Below are 16,786 nucleotides of genomic sequence, written 5' to 3' on the forward strand. Positions count from 1 at the left end.
TGTAATCGTACTAAAAACAGCGGTCAGTTCACACTCACTTCCAACTTCTTCACGCGCGTCGCCAGCGCGAGGAACGTCGCCGCGAGGGTAATCACGACTGCACCGGCGGCCGCGATTTCGTGGGTCGGCGACGGGTGGGAGAACCCGTTCGCCAGCGCCTCTTGGCCGGGAAGCGTGGTGTGGTGGGGCGTTCCGACGACGGGGATGAAGTAGTCCACCACGTCGTTGAAGCCGTACCAGACCACGGCGACGAACACCGCGCCGACCGGGAAGTCGCTGTAGCGGTGAATCAGGAACGCCTCGGCGACCATGCCGAGGTGGCTCCAGAATAGGAAGTTGTACATCAACACCGAGTTGTACGAAAAGCCCTCCATGAACGCCAGCAGGGTGAACGGCGTCCAGAGACCGAGTTTGAGACAGCCGAAGAACGCCAGCGCGTTGACCACCTCGGAGTTGCGGCCGAGTTTCCAGAGCGCAAGGCTGGCCGCGATGAAGAACGTCGCCATCGGGCTATCGGGGACGAACGGCCACATCACGGGGGGTTCGACGGCGAACTGCAACGTTATCAGCGGGTCCGAGAGCGGGAGCGGGTGGAACCCGTAGTACCAGAAGCCGAACGCGGTCCCGGCGAGGTTGACCGCGACGATGAGCCACGCGTACCGGAGCGCGAAATCCTCCAGCGACTCCGGCAGGGGAGCGAGATAGCGCGGCAGGTCGGCCCGGTCGGGGAGCATACCCGAGTCCTCTCGCGTCCGGCGCAAAGCTTTGGCGGTCTCGCGCCGGAGTCGCCGACGTTACCGACGGCCGAGGAGTCGCTGGCGAATGCTCCGGTCGGTCGCGCGCTCGGCCAGCACCATCGAGCTATCGGTCTCGTTGACGATGTCGAAGTGCAGCGAGTCGGTGACGAGGCGAGAGAGCAGTCCCTGCTCGGTCGCGCCGACCAGCACGAGTGAGTGGTCGGCGGCCCGCGTGGCGATTGCGCTCTCTACGTCGCCGGAGTCGTCAACGACGAACGTCGCCTCCGCTAAGTCGTGGTCGGCGGCCCAGTCGGCGAGGAACTGCTCGCCCGCCTCGCGCTCGTCGGAGTCGTTGACGACTCGTAGGAGCGCGATGTCCGACCCGGCGGTGGTGCGGAGCGCCCGCGCGACTTCGGCGTTCAGGTCGGCGTGAGCGTTGTCCACGACCGGCAGGAGAATCCGCGATGCGTCCAGTCCGCGGTCCTTGAACACGAGGAAATCGGCCGGAAGTGTACTCGTGAGTTCGCCCAGCGCGCGCTCCGCGCGCCCGGCCGACCAGAGTCGGTCGTCGCCCCAACCCATCACCACGAGGTCGGCGTGCTTGCGCTCGGCGATGTCGAATATCTCCTCGAACGAGCGGTGGGAGACGACCGTAGAAGTCTCGTAGTCGATGTCGTAATCCTCCGCAATCGAGCGGATGTCCGCCATCAACTCGTTGGACTCGGCGACGATACGGCCGCGCTGGTCAACGCTGTAGCCCCGCGGCGTCCGGTCGGGCGTCTGGACGATGTGAACGACGTGGACGCTGGCGTCCGATTTCTGGCTCGCCAACGCACACGCTAAGTCCACCAGCGCCGTCTCGGTCCGCGGGTTCGAAATCGGGACGACGATTCGGTAGTCGTCGTCGCCCTCGCTGGCGTGTCCCTCGGCGGTGTCTATCAGCGGGACGTACGACCGGCCAGCCAGTCCGCCGAACAGCCACTCGCGGACCGAGAGCTGTCGGTTAGCGCCCTCGAAGCGGGCGGATTCGAGTCGATGCTCGGTCGTCTGGAAGTAGTTGACCACGGTGACGAGGACGACCCCGCCGAGGGTGTTGCCGAGCAACACCGGGAGGACGAACTCGACGAGACCGACCGCGATTGCGAGGTCGCCGTGGAGGACCAGATACACCATCTCGGTGAACGAGACGACCGAGTGGTAGAGTCCGCCGAGCGGAATCGAGAGGAAGGCGATGTAGACGACCACGAGGCGAGAGATGGTGTCACGGGCGGCGTACTCCACCCAGACGACGCCAGCGACGATGAGACCGGCGAACGCGGCCTTCGAGAAGAGGCTCCACCACGCGGTTGCGACGCCTTTCTGTCCGAGGTCCGCGGCCACCGTCGCGGCCTCCGGAGAGATGACGCCGCCGAACGCGAGCGCGGCCGCGCCGAGCGCGCCGCCGGTGAAGTTCCCGGCTAGCACCACCGTCCAGTTGCGCAACAGCGCCGGAATGCTGGCCAGTCGTTCGAGCGTCAGCGCCACTGGCGGGAGCGTGTTCTCGGTGTACAACTGGTAGCCGCCGATGATGATGTAGATGAACCCGAGCGGATACAGCAGCGCGCTCAGTACGGGGTCGCCGCCCGTTGAGGCCGTCAGCGAGACGTACAGCATGAACGTGATCGTGATTGCGAACCCGGCCGCGAGGGCGCTGAAGAATAACTCTCGACTGCCCGACGTGATTTCCTCGTCGGCGGCCGCGGTGATTCGCTGGAAGATTTCGTCGGAAGAGAATCGGTCACGAACGACCGACCCGACCGCTGGCGCACCGCTTCTGGAGCGTTCGACCGCCTCTCGAACCGACTCCTCCGGGTCGAGTGAATCGGCGTCGGGGTCAGACATTGGCGGAACTGTATCGCAGGAAAACTAAGTAGTTGGCATCTCACGTCGTAGGCCGACGCCGCTGCCGGGAGGCGAACGGAGCGACGACGGGAGTCGCTCCCGGCAACGCCGTGACCAACCGGTACTCATTAGCCCATCGCGTCCTCACTTCTCAGACATGGCCGAAGAGACAGACATCGAGGAGCTAAAGCGAGGCAGCGAACTCGTCAAGCGCGGGTTCGCGCGGATGCAGAAGGGCGGGGTCATCATGGACGTGGTGGACCGCGAGCAAGCCCGAATCGCCGAGGACGCGGGCGCGGTCGCGGTGATGGCGCTCGAAGCCGTCCCGGCGGACATCCGCAAGCGCGGCGGCGTCGCGCGGATGGCCGACCCCGCGGACGTAGAGGAGATCATCGACGAGGTGTCCATCCCGGTGATGGGCAAGTCCCGAATCGGCCACGCCAAGGAGTCCCAGATTTTGGAGGCCATTGGCGTGGACATGATCGACGAGTCGGAGGTTCTCACTCCGGCCGACGACAAGTACCACATCGACAAGCGCGAGTTCACGAGTCCCTTCGTCTGCGGGGCGCGCAACCTCGGCGAGGCGCTTCGCCGCATCGAGGAGGGCGCGGCGATGATTCGCACGAAGGGCGAGGCCGGAACCGGCGACGTGAACCAAGCGGTTCACCACCAGCGCAACATCAAGAGCGCGATTCGCAAGCTGGAGGGCATGACCAAAGAGGAGCGCGAGGCCTTCGCCCGCGACATCGAGGCCCCCGCGCCGCTCGTCCACGAGACGGCCGAGGCGGGTCGCCTGCCGGTCGTCAACTTCGCGGCTGGCGGCATCGCCACGCCTGCGGACGCCGCGCTGATGATGCACCACGGCTGTGACGGTATCTTCGTCGGGTCGGGCATCTTCGGCGCAGAGGACCCCGTGGAGATGGCCAACGCCATCGTGGAGGCGACGAACAACTGGGACGACCCCGAACGACTCGCCGAAATCAGCAAGGACATCGGCTCGGGCATGAAAGGCGAGGCCAACGCCGACCTGCCCGACGAAGAGAAGCTTCAGGGTCGCGGAAACTGAGCCTCGAAAGCGACCGTTTTTCGCGCGGACGGGACGCGCGTGGGTTTCGAGCCGACGCAACCCTGATTTGGGATCTAAACGCTCTACTTACTCGGAGTGGCTACTCCAACAACGACTTCCCCCGAACGTAATTCCGTGAGAACTCCGAGACCACCCCCGCGCTAACTGCCGTTCTGCGGGCGACCGAACTCACTCATAAATCTCCGCACCGTTGCCGATTTCGGTCTGGTAGGCGAACGCGTCTAACCCCGCGTCGTCAAACGCCCCGACCATTGCCGAGGCGACCGCCCGACGCTGGCCGCGGTGGCGACACACCGCCAAGACGCCGGGACCCGCGCCCGAAATCGTCACGCCGGTCGCGCCCGCCTCATGGGCCGCCTCGGTGACGGCGTCGTACCCCTCCACGAGTTCGGCGCGCGCGGGCGTGACCACCGGGTCGGTCAGGCCGCGCCCGACCAGTTCCGGGTCGTCGCGGGCCATCCCCGCGACCAGCGTCGAGGCGTTGCCGACCGTCTCGACCAGCTGGTCCATCGCCACCGTCTCGGGGACGACGCCGCGAGCGTCGCGGGTCGAGACCACGAGGTCGGGCAGGCAGACGACGACCGGCAGGTCGGCGTCTATCGCCGTGATGCCGTCGTCGGTGACGATGGTGAATCCGCCGAGAATCGAGGGTGCGACGTTGTCGGCGTGGGCCTCGCCCGAGACGACCGCCTCGCCCTCGGCCGCCAACCGGACCAACTCCTCGCGCGAGAGATCGCGGTCGTAGAGTTCGTTGAGCGCGACGGCCGCGCCAGCGGCACTCGACGCCGAAGAGCCGAGTCCCGACGAGGGTCTGACGCCCTTGTCGATTCGGATGTGGGCTGGCGCGTCGAGTTCGCGCGCGACGACGCCCGCCGTGTTCTCCTCGGGGTCGGTCGGGACGTACTCCGCGCCCGCGCCGGTCACCGAAATCGTCGTCTCGCTGGCGCGTTCGACTCGCACCACGTCCGCGGGGTGGCCGAGCGCCGCGCCGAACACGTCGAAGCCACTGCCGAGATTCGCAGTTGTCGCCGGGGCCCGCACCGTGAGCATATGCCCGTGGCTAGTCAGGGCCAAATCAAAAACCTGCCGGGCGGGGGCGAGGAAGTCGGGGTGTCGCGCACCGACGGTCCCCGCGGGAGCGCGCGACGACTTTCTTTAAAGCCTTTATATGTGGGAGACGCAGGTTCAGACACATGGACCCGCACATTCTGATACTGGGCGCGCCGGGCGCAGGCAAAGGGACTCAAAGCGACCGCATCGTCTCGGAGTTTGGCGTCGAACACGTCACCACGGGCGACGCGCTTCGGTCGAACAAGGAGATGGACATCAGCCACCTTGGCCTCGAATACGACACGCCGGGCGAGTACATGGACCAAGGCGAACTCGTCCCCGACGAAGTCGTCAACGAAATCGTCGATACCGCGCTCGACGAGGCTGACGGCTACGTCCTCGACGGCTACCCCCGGAACCTCGAACAGGCCGAAACGCTCTCCGAGATGACCGACCTCGACGTGGTCCTCTATCTCGACGTGGACGAAGACGTGCTGGTCGGCCGCTTGACCGGTCGTCGCGTCTGCGAGGACTGTGGCGCGACCTACCACGTCGATTTCAACGCGCCCGAAGAGGAGGGCGTCTGCGACGAGTGTGGCGACGACCTCTACCAGCGCGAGGACGACACCGAGGAGACCGCCCGCGAGCGCATCCGCGTCTACGAGGAGAACACCGCGCCCGTCGTGGAGTTCTACGACGACGAGGGCCGTCTGGTCCGCGTTGACGGCGAGCAGACCCCCGACGAGGTCTGGGAGGGCGTGAGGGACGCCATCGAATCGAACGCCTGAGCGCGGCCGTTTTTCTTCCGCGGAGCGACCGATAACTGGCTCTGACTGGCGAGCAAGAGCGAAAGTTGATTAACCGGGGGATTCCAAATCCCTCACAATGGCACGGACCGCGGACAAAATCGAGTCGCTCATCGCCGATGATTCGGCGATGGCCGACGCCTTGGCGGTCGTCTACGACCGCACCGACGGCGGCTCCGAGCGCATCGAGTGGGCCGAAGTCAACGACGACCTCACGAGCGGTCAGTGGGGCCGACTCATCGAAAAGGACGTGTTGGAGAGCGTCGGCGACGAGTTCCAAATCGCCGACCCAGACGCGGTCGAGACGGCGCTGAACGACGATTCGTCGGCGACTGTCTCGACTTCGACGCCGGATATCGGAGACGACGCAGACACCGAAGGGTCGTCGTGGACGACGTGGGACAAACTCGCGGCGGTCGGCGCGGGTGGACTGTTCCTCGGCTACTCCCAACAGCCGGTGCGAAACGTCGTGGGGAGCGCCGTTGAGGTATTCATCGGGCCTATCGACCAAGTGTTGCCTTTCTACGTGGTCGTGTTGGTCGTCGCGCTCCTGACCGGCCTGTTCAGCACGCTCCTGCAAGCGAACCTGATGAACATGGACAAGATGAGCGCCTATCAGGAACGCATGAAGGCGATTCAGGAGAAGCGCAAGGAGGCCCAAGAGCGCGGCGACGACGAGGCACTCGAACAGATTCGTGAAGAGCAGATGGACGCGATGGGCGACCAGTTGGGCATGTTCAAAGAGCAGTTCCGCCCGATGGTCTGGACGATGTTTGTCACCATTCCGGTGTTCCTCTGGATATACTGGATGGTTCTGGACGGTCACGTCGCGGCGAGCGAGACCCAAATCGTCGCGCCGCTCATCGGCGAGGCGACGTGGACTGCGAAGGTCCTCGGCCCGATGCAAATGTGGATCATCTGGTACTTCCTCTGCTCGATGAGCCTGACTCAGCTCATCCGGAAGTCGCTGAACATCCAGACGACGCCGACATAACGCGGCGTTTCTGCGGTCGGTTCGCGGCGTTTCTCTTTCGTTTCGTCGGGGTCCGCCGACGGCCAGTTCTCTGCAGCGTTCCTCCGCGGTCGATTTGCAGTCCGTGAGCGACGTACTCGCCGCGAACGTCGCACCGGCCCCGGCGAAGTTCAAAACCTCTTTCAAACCGCCGCTCCGAGTGGAGTTATGCTAATTACCGTCTCTGGACCACCGGGGAGCGGCAAGAGTACGACCGCCTCCGAACTGGCGGCGACGCTCGGCTTCGACCACGTCAGCGGCGGGGACATCTTCCGCGAACTCGCCGACGAGCGCGACTACACCACCTTGGAGTTCAACAAGCTCGCCGAGGAGGACGACCAGATAGACCGCGATTTGGACCGTCGCCTCCAGCAAATCGCGGCCGAGCGCGACGACGTGGTCTTGGAGTCGCGTCTCGCCGGATGGCTAGCGGGCGACCACGCCGACTTCCGAATCTGGCTCGACGCGCCCCTCGAAGTCCGCGCCGAGCGCATCGCCGACCGTGAGGGAAAGGCCGTCGCCGAAACCCGCGAGGAGACTGCGGCCCGGCAGGGGAGCGAGGCCGAGCGCTATCGAGAGTATTACGGCATCGACATCACCGACCTGACCATCTACGACCTCTCGGTCAACACCGCTCGGTGGGACGCCCCGGCCGTACTCGACATGCTCGTGACCGCAGTCGAGGAGTACGAACCCGAGACCGACGAGGGCAAATACCCCGTGGACACGGATTACGATTTCTGACGCCATGCTCCGCGGACCTCCGGACGAACGGACTCCCGACGAACTGCTCGCCTTCGGCGTCGTGAATCTCGACAAGCCGCCCGGTCCCTCGGCCCATCAGGTCGCGGCGTGGGTGCGGGACATGGCTGGCGTCGAGCAGGCGGCCCACGCCGGAACGCTGGACCCGAAAGTCACTGGCTGTCTCCCGGTCCTGACCGGCGCGGCGACCCGACTCTCGCAGGTGTTCCTCGAAGGCGCGAAGGAGTACGTCTCGGTGCTGGAACTCCACGACGACGCCCCCGCCGACACGGAGGCCATCGCCGCGGAGTTCGAAGGCCCGCTCTACCAGAAACCGCCGCGCAAGAGCGCGGTCGCCCGCCGACTGCGCGTCCGGGAAGTGTACGACCTCGACGTGCTGGAGGTGCAAGACCGCCAAGCCCTGCTCCGGATTCGCTGCGAGAGCGGCACCTACATCCGGAAGCTCTGTCACGACCTCGGTCTCGCGCTCGGCACGGGCGGGCATATGGGCGACTTGCGGCGGACCGCGACCGACCCCTTCGACGACACGACGCTGGCGACGATGGAGGACTTCGCGGACGGGTTGGCGAGGTGGCGAGAGGATGGGGAGGACGACTGGCTCCGAGAGGTCGTCCAACCGGCCGAGCGCGCCCTCTCGCACCTCCCCGCGGTGACCATCGCGCCGAGCGCGGCCGAACAGGTCGCGCGGGGCGCGCAGGTGTACGCGCCGGGCGTCATCGACGCGGAGGATGCGGCGGACGGACAATTGGTCGTCTGTTTCACCCCCGACGACGCCGCGGTCTGCTTGGGGACGATGGTCGGTGACGCCGACGCCGAAGAGGGGTTAGTCGTGGAGTTAGAGCGCGTGTTGGTGTAAATTCGGTTCTTTCTCTGGTTTTTGGGAAGAGGTGCGACGTACGAAACGAGACAGAAAGCAGAGATAGCTATTTCCGACACCAATCATACCCCGACCGCCCCGCACAGCACCGCATCAGCCTCACACCTCCCCAACCTCGGCGGTGCGCAGTCGCGCCGCGCCGTCGGACAACCCGCGTCCGACGAGCCTGCGCTCGCATCCGCTCGCGCAGACGCCAGCGCGCGCCGGAGTGGAGGTTCGAATCTCCGAGACTCGAAGCTCTCCTCTGCCGCCACGCCCACTTTTTTCACCGCGCCCTGCAACCTCACCGACATGCAACTCGGAACCGCGGAATCCGCCCCCGGCGAACTCGCTACCGGGTGGCTCGACGTGACCGACCTCCCGACCGGCACCCCCGAGCGCCTGCCCGTCCTCGTCGCCGAGGGCGAGGAAGAGGGACCAACACTCTGGATTACCGCCGCCATCCACGGCAACGAGGTGACGGGTCTCGCCGTCGCCCAAGACGTGATGACCGACGAACTCGCGGCGGAAATCCGGGGTACCGTGGTCTGCATCCCAAATCTCAACCCCGCGGGCCTGCGCCGCAATTCCCGGACCTCCTACTACGACGACGAGGACCCCAACCGCTACTTCCCGGACCCCGACGCCGAGAGCAGTCGCCCGCCGAGCGTCCAGCAACTCGTTGACGAGCGCATCTACGAGGCGTTCGCCGACTCGGCCCACGCGCTCGTTGACCTTCACACTGCCCACGTCGGGTCGATGCCGTTCCTCATCCGCGATAGAGTCCTCTATGGCGAGGAGCGCACGAAGTCGGAGGCCCGCGACCTCGCGGCCGACCTCGAATCGCTCGCGGAGGCGTTCGGCATGCCTATCGTCAACGAGTACGCCGCCGAGGAGTACACCGAGCAGAACCTCCAGCGTTCGACGGCGGGCGCGGCGCTCAACAACGCCGGAATCCCGGCGTTCACCGCGGAGTTGGGCGGCCACGAAGTCGTGGAGGGGGACATCCGCGAGGCTGGCGTCGAGGGCCTTCGGAACGTCATGCGCGAACTCGGTGTGCTTCCGGGCGACCCGGACCCCGACGCCGTCGGCCCGGAACCACCGGTCGAGTACCCCGTCAAGCGCGCGGTCCATCCCCACGCAGATACGCCGGGCATCGCGCGCCATCGCGTCGAAGCGGGCGACATGGTGTCGGAGGGCGACCCAATCGCAGACATCTGCACGCCCCACGGCGAGTCGAAGGCGACCGTTGAGTCCAACCACGACGGCTACGTCCTCGGGCGAATGGCTGGCGTCGCGGTCTACGAGAACGACGCACTGGCGAGCATGGCGGTCCGCGACGACGGCGACCTCGTGGTCCCGCGCAATGCGGACGATTCGCACGAAGACGGCGATTCGGCGTGAGCTACTCGACTCGAAACGAAGCGCTTAACTCGGAGACGGGCTTTTGTCGATATGCACACGGAGTGCATTGCGGGACCGTGGGGTAGCGGTATCCTCAGCCGATGGGGTCGGTTGGACCTGAGTTCGAATCTCGGCGGTCCCACTTTTTGCGAAGCAAAAATGGGAGCACGAGGTATCGCGGTTTGATACGTCGGTAGTCCCATTCCAAATTCTACGCGACACTACGTTTCATAGCCGTCGCGCCGCGCATCGTCCCGACATCCGCAGTCGCCGGACGGCGACGCCGACTCCGGCAAGACCGAATTCCAAGTCTCTTGGAACATCCTGTAGAAGTTGATAGTAACCGCATCGTGTCAGGGAGTTGGGAAGAAACCATCGGCTCGTCGTCCGCCACACCTATATTTATTTTTTAAAGAAAATATTAAATAAAACATACTCTAACTTCGTACGTTATGGCACCGGACAGCCCAGATTCGGACGGCGACTCCTTACACCGAAACCTCTACGACGACCTCGCGTTCGACGAGTTGGAACCAGCGGGCACGTTCACGCGGGATGCGGCCAAGCAGTTCTTCCCGGTCCACGAGGACGACCAGATTGACACGATGGACAGTCCCGTCGTCATCGAGTGCGCATGTCCGGGGTGGCAACCCGGCGGCGACCACTACCCTGCGGTTCCGGACTCGAAAGGCGAGCAGATACAGGAACTCGTGGACAGCGTCAAGGCCGGTGCCGCCGCCGTCCACGTCCATCCGCGCGACGAGAACCGCCGCCCGCAGTGGAACGACAACGACCTGCTCGTGGACCTGCTTGACCCCGTATTCGAGGAGTGCGGCGATGTGATAACGTTCAGTCAGGGGTGGGAGGTGAGCGCCCACGCCGACTACGTCTCGGGCGTCGCCGACCTGCTGGAGCGCGGCGACGGGAACAAATACTGCCAAGGGAGCGTCGTCCTCCCGCCCGGTCTGTTCGGCGCGGGCGCACTTCACTCGCTGTCGTCCATCACGGAGGGCGTCCGGTTCTACGAGGAGAACGGCGTTAAGCCAATTTTCCAGTTGTACGATACCCACGTCCTGCGCGACGTGAAACACCACATCTTGGACGCCAACGAGGCCGTCTGGGACCCGTTCGTTCTCTGTATCCGTGCGGGCGCTCACGACTCGCTGACCACGGGTAACGACCCGTGGTCGTACTTCAAAGTCCTCTCGGAGATATACAACGTGCGCCAGAGCGTCCCGGAGAGCGTCGTCGGTCTCTACCCCGGCGGGCGAAACTGGCTTCCGACGCTGGCGATGGGACTCATCGCGGGCGCAAACGTCGTGCGCGTCGGCATCGAGGACGCTTACTGGAAATATCCCCACAGCGACGAACTGATCGAGAAGAACTCCGAGGTGGTAGAGATGGCGGTCGAACTCGCCGAACTGCTCGGCCGAGACGTGATTACCGACCCCGAGCGCGCTCGGGAGTTCCTCGGGATGGAGTACACCTCACCGCGATAGGGTCTCAAAAGCGGTCGGCCCGCCGAAAACGACGGCCCAACTACCGCGACGGCGAGCGATTCACCACGAAATCTGGAACGTCGTGACCTCGCCGTCGCTAGTCTGTTCGACGCGGACGAATGCGCCGTCGCCGCTGAACTTCTCGGCGGTGGCCTTCAGCAGGCCCTCGTCGAGCGCTGCGGGATAGGGGTTCTTAGACTCCATGACGCCACCGCTGTCGCCGGTCTTCTCGAAGTCGTAGTAACCGATGTCGTCGCCGCGGTGGGTGTTCTGGTACTGTTCGTCGAGGGCCGCGAGACCGCCCTCGACGCTATCGACGGTCGGCGGCCAATCGACCAGACCGGGAATCTCGGAACCGATCTTCGTCACCGTCTTCGGGCCGACAGTGTCGGCGAGTTCTTCGAAGGCGTCGATGTACGCGCCCCACGAGTACCAGTCGTCCTCTTCCGGTTCGGGCAGGCCGTGGTTGTCAAGGATGTCGAGCGCACGATCCTCGTACGTGCTGGAGAACTGGGCGACACCGTCAACGATAGACCGGACGGTCTGTCCGCTTACTTCGCCATCTCGACTGAACGCTTTCTGTTGTGCCATACTCACCCTATAATGTTTAGTTAACATAGGTTTAACGGTGTAATATTATCAGTTATGATAATTGATAATGGTAGTGGGGTTTGGAAATCGAGTTCCGGTATGGTGAATTTTGGATTTTCAGAAGCTATACTATGCAAATTGACCATACGTTATATGATGTGTCTCGGAGGATAATTTTATAATCCGAAAGTTAGGCGTATAATACATGGGTGACACGGAGACGTACGCGATAGACGATGTTGCCTTCATCGGTCGAACGGTGGGGGAGTACGAGAAGATGTTCGACATCGACCTCTCAGCGTGGGGGGGCGAGTCTGTCCTCGACTGTCCGGGCGGAGCGTGCGCGTTCGTCGCCGAGGCGAATCGGCGCGATATCGACGCAGTCGGCGTGGACATGCTGTATCACATCCCGCCGGACGAGTTACGGGAGAAGTGCGAGCGCGACATCGACACCGCCATCGCCGGGTTCGACGGCGTCGAAGACCAGTTCGTCTGGGAGTTCTACGACGACGTGACCGACGTTCGAAACCACTGGACCCGCGCCTACGAACAGTTCATCGCGGATTACGCCGACTACCACGACACCGACCGATACGTGAAGGCCGAACTGCCGGACCTCCCGTACGCCGACGACTCGTTTTCCCTGGTCCTCTCGGCGCACCTCATGTTCCTCTACATGGACAAACTCGACCACGAGTTCCACAGACAGTCCCTACTGGAACTGGCCCGCGTGGCCAGCGAGGAGGTTCGAGTCTACCCGCTCGAACGCTTCGACGGGAAACGCTACCCGCGACTGGACGACCTTCGAGAGATGCTGGCCGACGAGGGGTACGAGACCAAGATTCGGTCGGTTCCCTTCGAGTTCCAACAGGGTGCCGACGAACTGCTCCGCATCGTGGTTTGAAACGCCTGCTCGCTCACTCGCTACGCTCGTTCGCTCGCACGCGGCGAAACGGCGTACAGAGCGCGCCGTCACGTCCGTAAAACGCCATTCGCCTACTCGTCGCGTTTCACACCCGGATTCGTCACGGCACCGTTCGCGGCCGACCCGAACGTCGCGCCGTACTTCGCCAGCACGCCGTTTTTGTAGGCCATTTCCGGTTCGTCGCGCGCGTCGAGGCGCGCTTCAAGTTCCTCGTCCGAGAGGTCCGCGTCGAGAGTCCGCTCGGCGATGTCGATGGTCACGCGGTCGCCGTCCTCCAGCGCCCCGATGGGACCGCCCGAGAACGATTCGGGCGCGACGTGGCCGATCATCGGCCCGCGGGTCGCGCCCGAGAACCGGCCGTCCGTGACCATCGCCACGTCGTCCTCGTGGCCCGCGCCGACGACTGCGGACGTGACGCCCAGCATCTCACGCATTCCGGGACCGCCCTTCGGTCCCTCGTTGCGGATGACGATAACGTCGCCCGACTCGATGCGGCCCTCTTGGACGTAGGCCATCGCGTCCTCCTCGGTCTCGAAGACGCGGGCTGGTCCCTCGTGGTGGAAGTTGTCCTCGCCCGTGACCTTGAGGACCGCACCGTCGGGCGCGAGGTTGCCCGTGAGAATCTTGATGGCCCCCTCCTCGTGGAAGGGGTCGGAGACCGGGCGGACGAACTCGGCGTCGATGTCGTCGTCTGCGGGCAGGTCCAACTCGTCCAGTTCCTCCGAAATCGTCCGGCCCGTCACCGTCATGGCGTCGCCGTCGAACAGGCCCGCGTCCACGAGGCGGCGAATCACGACCGGGACGCCGCCCTGCTCGTAGAGGTCGAACATCACCCGCTCGCCGCCGGGTTGGAGGTTCGCAATCTTGGGCGTCCGCCGAGAAATCTCGTCGAACTCCTCGATGTCGAGGTCCACACCGGCCTCGGCGGCCAGCGCGAGCAGGTGGAGGACGGCGTTGGTTGACCCGCCGATGGCGACCTGTAGCGCGATGGCATTCTCGAACGACCGCTTGTCGAGAATGTCGGAGGGGCGGCGGTCGTTCTCGATGCAGTCGAGCGCGAGTTCCCCGGCGCGCTCGGCGATGTCGTATCGCTCCTCAAACTCGGCAGGTGCGCCCGCGCTCCCGAGCGGCGCGAGACCAAGCGCCTCCGAGATTGAGGCCATCGTGTTCGCGGTGAACATCCCGCCACAGGACCCCGCGCCGGGGCAGGCGTGGCGTTCGAGGTCGTCGAGTTCGTCCTCGCTCATCTCGCCCTCGGCGACCGCGCCGACGCCCTCGAAGACGTTCTGGACGGTGACTTCTCGGCCCTCGTGCTCGCCGGGCATGATGGACCCGCCGTAGAGGAAGACGGAGGGCAGGTCGGTCCGAATCGCGGCCATCATCATCCCCGGCAGGTTCTTGTCGCACCCGCCGAGCGTGACCAGCCCGTCCATGCGCTCGCCGAACGCGACCAACTCCACCGAGTCGGCGATGACCTCCCGAGAGACCAGCGAGGCGCGCATCCCTTCGGTCCCCATCGAGATGGCGTCGGAGATGGTGATGGTCCCGAACTCGATTGGCATCCCGTCCGCCGAATCGACGCCCTCGTAGGCCGCGGCCGCCACGTCGTCCAAATGGACGTTGCACGGTGTGATGTCGGCCGCCGGGTTGGCGACGCCGACCATCGGCGACGAGAGGTCGGCGTCGTCGTACCCCATCGCGCGGAACATCGCGCGGTGGGGCGCGCGCTCGACGCCCTCGGTGACTTCGCTGCTCCGCAGATTTCCGGACTTCTCGGTCATACGTCCGCATGACCGCGGAGGGGCTTAAGTTGCCGCCCTCGGACAGATGTTGCTGTTCGACTGCTCTCGAACGAGCCTCGAACCCCAGGATATTATATTAACTTGATTCTAAGTAAATTTTTTACTCAGGCAATCCAAGATAGGAACACTACATGTCGAACAACAGGTTCAGCCGACGAACGGTCCTGCAAGGAATCGGCGGCACGGCCACCGGGAGCGCCCTCCTGCGAAGCGTCTCGACCCCCGCTTCGGCGGGCGAAAACTACCCCGACAGCGACAAGGACGCCGTTGTCAGCGCGCCCAACGGCGCGGGCCAAAACGTGCTGGCGACGCTCAACCAGTACCCCGGAACCGCCGGTGGCGACCGGTACGGCACCCTCATCGAGGACACCTCGGCGTTCCGCCGCGACGTGGAGCATCTTCGGGACGTTCACACGATACTCTGGGACGCCGACCTCGGCCAGACCCTCGACGTGCGCAACGACGCCGCGGGGAGCGAGGTGTCCTACGAGTCCAGCACGGTGCCGGAGGTCCACGTCCACAACTGGTTCCAGTTCGACAGCGGCTACTCCGCCGACCTGTATCAGGACGTACTCGTCACCGCCGACAAGCCCGCGCTCCTCGTGCAGAACAACGCGCAGTTCGACCAAGCAAACGACCACACCCTCTTTACGCTCGTCAACCCGGCCATCGACGAGTTCGACAGTCGCGGCGAGGGCGACAGCGGCTACGTCACGACCGCGAACGGTTACGACTGCGTGGTCGCGTCCGACGGGTCGTGGTACCTCGCGTACGCCCAGCAGCGCCCCTCGACCGGAAAGACGACCTTCGACGGCCACCGGGTCGGCGTCGAAGGCTCGACCTCCGGGTCGGACAAGAGCGCGTGGCACGACATCTACGGCGAGAACGACGGCTACATCGACGCCAACTCCTCGGCCTCGGGCAACGTGGATTCCGGCGTCGGTCTCTACGTCGGCGGCGCGACGGATGTGACGTGGCTCACCGCAATCGGCTTCGGGAAGTCCGAAAGCGAGGCCATCGATAACGCCACCGCCGCGCTCGACAACGGGTACGCGGCCGAGCGCAACGGCTTCGTCTCGGCGTGGGACGACTGGCACGCCAGCGTCTCCTCGGGTCCAACGGGCGACGCCACCGCGGACGCGATGTACGAGAAGTCCCTGACCAGCCTCAAGTGCGCTCAAGACCCCCGCGGGCCGATGATTGCGGGAGCGTTCGAACCCGGCAGCGAGGAGTACACCTACGTCTGGCCGCGCGACCAAGTCGTCATGATTCAGTCGCTCCTCTCGGCGGACGCGACCACCGAGGCCAGAGAGGCCCTCCAGTGGCTCGACGACCACCAGATTAAGACCGCGACGACGGACGACCGCGGCATCGACCGCGAGGGAACGTGGTGGCAGAACTACTACGTAGACGGGTCGGCCCACTGGGAGGCGCTCCAACTGGACCAAGTCGGCGGTCCCATCTACGCCCACTGGTTGACATGGCAGGAGACCGGCGACAGCGCGGTCCTCGACGACCACTACTCGATGTCCAAGAGCGCGGGCCAGTTCCTGCTCGGCTACGACAACGGCTACGGCTTCCCGAAGAAGCATCAGGACCCGTGGGAGGAAATCTGGGGCTACTCGACCGAAGGCACGGCGTCGGCGATTGCTGGACTGAGAGCGATGGCCGAACTGGCCGACGCGAAGGGCGAGACGGCCTTCGCCGACGACTGCCGGAACAAGGCCGATACGTGGGCGAGCAACTTTGACGGCTACTGCTACAAGACGAACGCCTATCTGGGCGACCACTACGTCACCGCCGACAGCCCGACGTACAACGACGGCACGCTCGACGCCGACGTTCGTCCCGACGCCGCGGCGTTCATGGCCGCGTGGCCGTGGAACGTCAAGGACGCGAGCAGTCCCGAGATGACCTCGACTGTCCAGAAGGCCGACGACACCGCGTGGAAAGCCGACGACACGCCCTGTTTAGGTCGGTATCCACAGGACGACTACACGCCGAGCGGGAGCGCCAACGACGGCGGGTGGCCACTCTGCGAGGCGTACGCCGACGTGGTTCGGTGGCAGAGCGGCGTCGATTCGAACGCCATGAGCGACTACGTCTTCGACCACGCCGAGCAGTGGACCACCGCCGCCGGACTCCTGCCCGAGCGCGTGGACGGCAACGGCGACGTGCAGTGGAACTCCAACCTCCAGTGGAGTCAGGCGATGTACCTGCTGCTAGTCGAGAGCGACCAGCGTGGCGCGCCGTTCGGTCTCGCACCGAGTAGCTAATCGTCGCGCCGGTGGTCGTCGCTCACACCGTGTATCCGCCCGACGACCTGTCTCGCGTCACCGCGAGGACACATCTTGGTCGCCCGACAAAATCTCGG

The 16,786-nt window shown here is 64.9% G+C and carries 14 protein-coding genes and 1 tRNA gene; 10 read left to right on the plus strand and 5 right to left on the minus strand.

The annotated features are described in order from the left end of the window. Positions 1–23: 23 nt before the first annotated feature. Both EP007_RS03635 and EP007_RS03640 read right to left on the minus strand, forming a co-directional pair. Positions 24–734, minus strand: a complete 711-nt coding sequence (locus tag EP007_RS03635; protein ID WP_128476355.1) for a DUF1405 domain-containing protein — start codon at positions 732–734, stop codon at positions 24–26. A 60-nt stretch (positions 735–794) separates the two neighbouring features. Then, positions 795–2,618, minus strand: coding sequence for a formate/nitrite transporter family protein (locus tag EP007_RS03640; RefSeq protein ID WP_128476356.1), 1,824 nt, complete (start codon positions 2,616–2,618; stop codon positions 795–797). A 157-nt stretch (positions 2,619–2,775) separates the two neighbouring features. Here EP007_RS03640 and pdxS point away from each other — a divergent pair, with 157 nt between their 5' ends. Then, on the plus strand, positions 2,776–3,684 hold the full coding sequence (gene pdxS, locus EP007_RS03645; RefSeq protein WP_128476357.1) for a pyridoxal 5'-phosphate synthase lyase subunit PdxS: 909 nt from the start codon (positions 2,776–2,778) through the stop codon (positions 3,682–3,684). Positions 3,685–3,873: 189 nt separating this feature from the next. On the opposite strand, the gene EP007_RS03650 is transcribed toward pdxS, so the two are convergent. Then, entirely contained in the window at positions 3,874–4,755 is an 882-nt protein-coding gene (locus EP007_RS03650) for a homoserine kinase (RefSeq protein WP_128476358.1), read from the minus strand. A gap of 143 nt (positions 4,756–4,898) precedes the next feature. On the opposite strand from EP007_RS03650, the gene EP007_RS03655 reads away from it, so the two are divergent. From EP007_RS03655 to EP007_RS03685, 7 genes are all read left to right on the plus strand, one after another. After that, positions 4,899–5,543, plus strand: a complete 645-nt coding sequence (locus EP007_RS03655) for an adenylate kinase (RefSeq protein ID WP_128476359.1) — start codon at positions 4,899–4,901, stop codon at positions 5,541–5,543. A 97-nt stretch (positions 5,544–5,640) separates the two neighbouring features. Continuing rightward, a complete protein-coding gene (locus EP007_RS03660; RefSeq protein WP_128476360.1) occupies positions 5,641–6,555 on the plus strand; it encodes a DUF106 domain-containing protein in 915 nt (304 codons plus the stop codon). Positions 6,556–6,741: 186 nt separating this feature from the next. Continuing rightward, on the plus strand, positions 6,742–7,317 hold the full coding sequence (gene cmk, locus EP007_RS03665) for a (d)CMP kinase (protein WP_128476361.1): 576 nt from the start codon (positions 6,742–6,744) through the stop codon (positions 7,315–7,317). 4 nt (positions 7,318–7,321) lie between these two features. Further along, on the plus strand, positions 7,322–8,191 hold the full coding sequence (locus EP007_RS03670) for an RNA-guided pseudouridylation complex pseudouridine synthase subunit Cbf5 (RefSeq protein ID WP_128476362.1): 870 nt from the start codon (positions 7,322–7,324) through the stop codon (positions 8,189–8,191). Positions 8,192–8,503: 312 nt separating this feature from the next. Next, a complete protein-coding gene (locus EP007_RS03675; RefSeq protein WP_128476363.1) occupies positions 8,504–9,595 on the plus strand; it encodes a succinylglutamate desuccinylase/aspartoacylase family protein in 1,092 nt (363 codons plus the stop codon). 71 nt (positions 9,596–9,666) lie between these two features. Beyond that, positions 9,667–9,737 (plus strand) — tRNA-Pro (locus EP007_RS03680). Between the two features lie 310 nt (positions 9,738–10,047). Beyond that, positions 10,048–11,094, plus strand: a complete 1,047-nt coding sequence (locus tag EP007_RS03685) for a 3-keto-5-aminohexanoate cleavage protein (RefSeq protein WP_128476364.1) — start codon at positions 10,048–10,050, stop codon at positions 11,092–11,094. Positions 11,095–11,154: 60 nt separating this feature from the next. Here the strand turns inward: EP007_RS03685 and EP007_RS03690 are convergent, their stop codons facing one another. After that, positions 11,155–11,685 (minus strand): hypothetical protein, encoded by a 531-nt coding sequence (locus EP007_RS03690; RefSeq protein ID WP_128476365.1) that lies wholly within the window; start codon positions 11,683–11,685, stop codon positions 11,155–11,157. Between the two features lie 205 nt (positions 11,686–11,890). Between EP007_RS03690 and EP007_RS03695 the strand changes: the two genes are divergently transcribed. Then, the gene (locus tag EP007_RS03695; protein ID WP_128476366.1) at positions 11,891–12,589 is read left to right on the plus strand and encodes a class I SAM-dependent methyltransferase; all 699 of its coding nucleotides are present in this window, start codon (positions 11,891–11,893) and stop codon (positions 12,587–12,589) included. A gap of 92 nt (positions 12,590–12,681) precedes the next feature. On the opposite strand, the gene ilvD is transcribed toward EP007_RS03695, so the two are convergent. Beyond that, positions 12,682–14,391 carry a dihydroxy-acid dehydratase gene (gene ilvD, locus EP007_RS03700; protein ID WP_128476367.1) on the minus strand — a complete coding sequence of 570 codons (1,710 nt, stop codon included), beginning with the start codon at positions 14,389–14,391 and terminating at the stop codon, positions 12,682–12,684. 152 nt (positions 14,392–14,543) lie between these two features. Here ilvD and EP007_RS03705 point away from each other — a divergent pair, with 152 nt between their 5' ends. Further along, entirely contained in the window at positions 14,544–16,688 is a 2,145-nt protein-coding gene (locus EP007_RS03705; RefSeq protein WP_128476368.1) for a glycoside hydrolase family 15 protein, read from the plus strand. The last annotated feature ends 98 nt before the right edge of the window (positions 16,689–16,786 follow it).

The organism is Halorussus pelagicus, from assembly GCF_004087835.1.
GTDB lineage: Archaea > Halobacteriota > Halobacteria > Halobacteriales > Haladaptataceae > Halorussus > Halorussus pelagicus.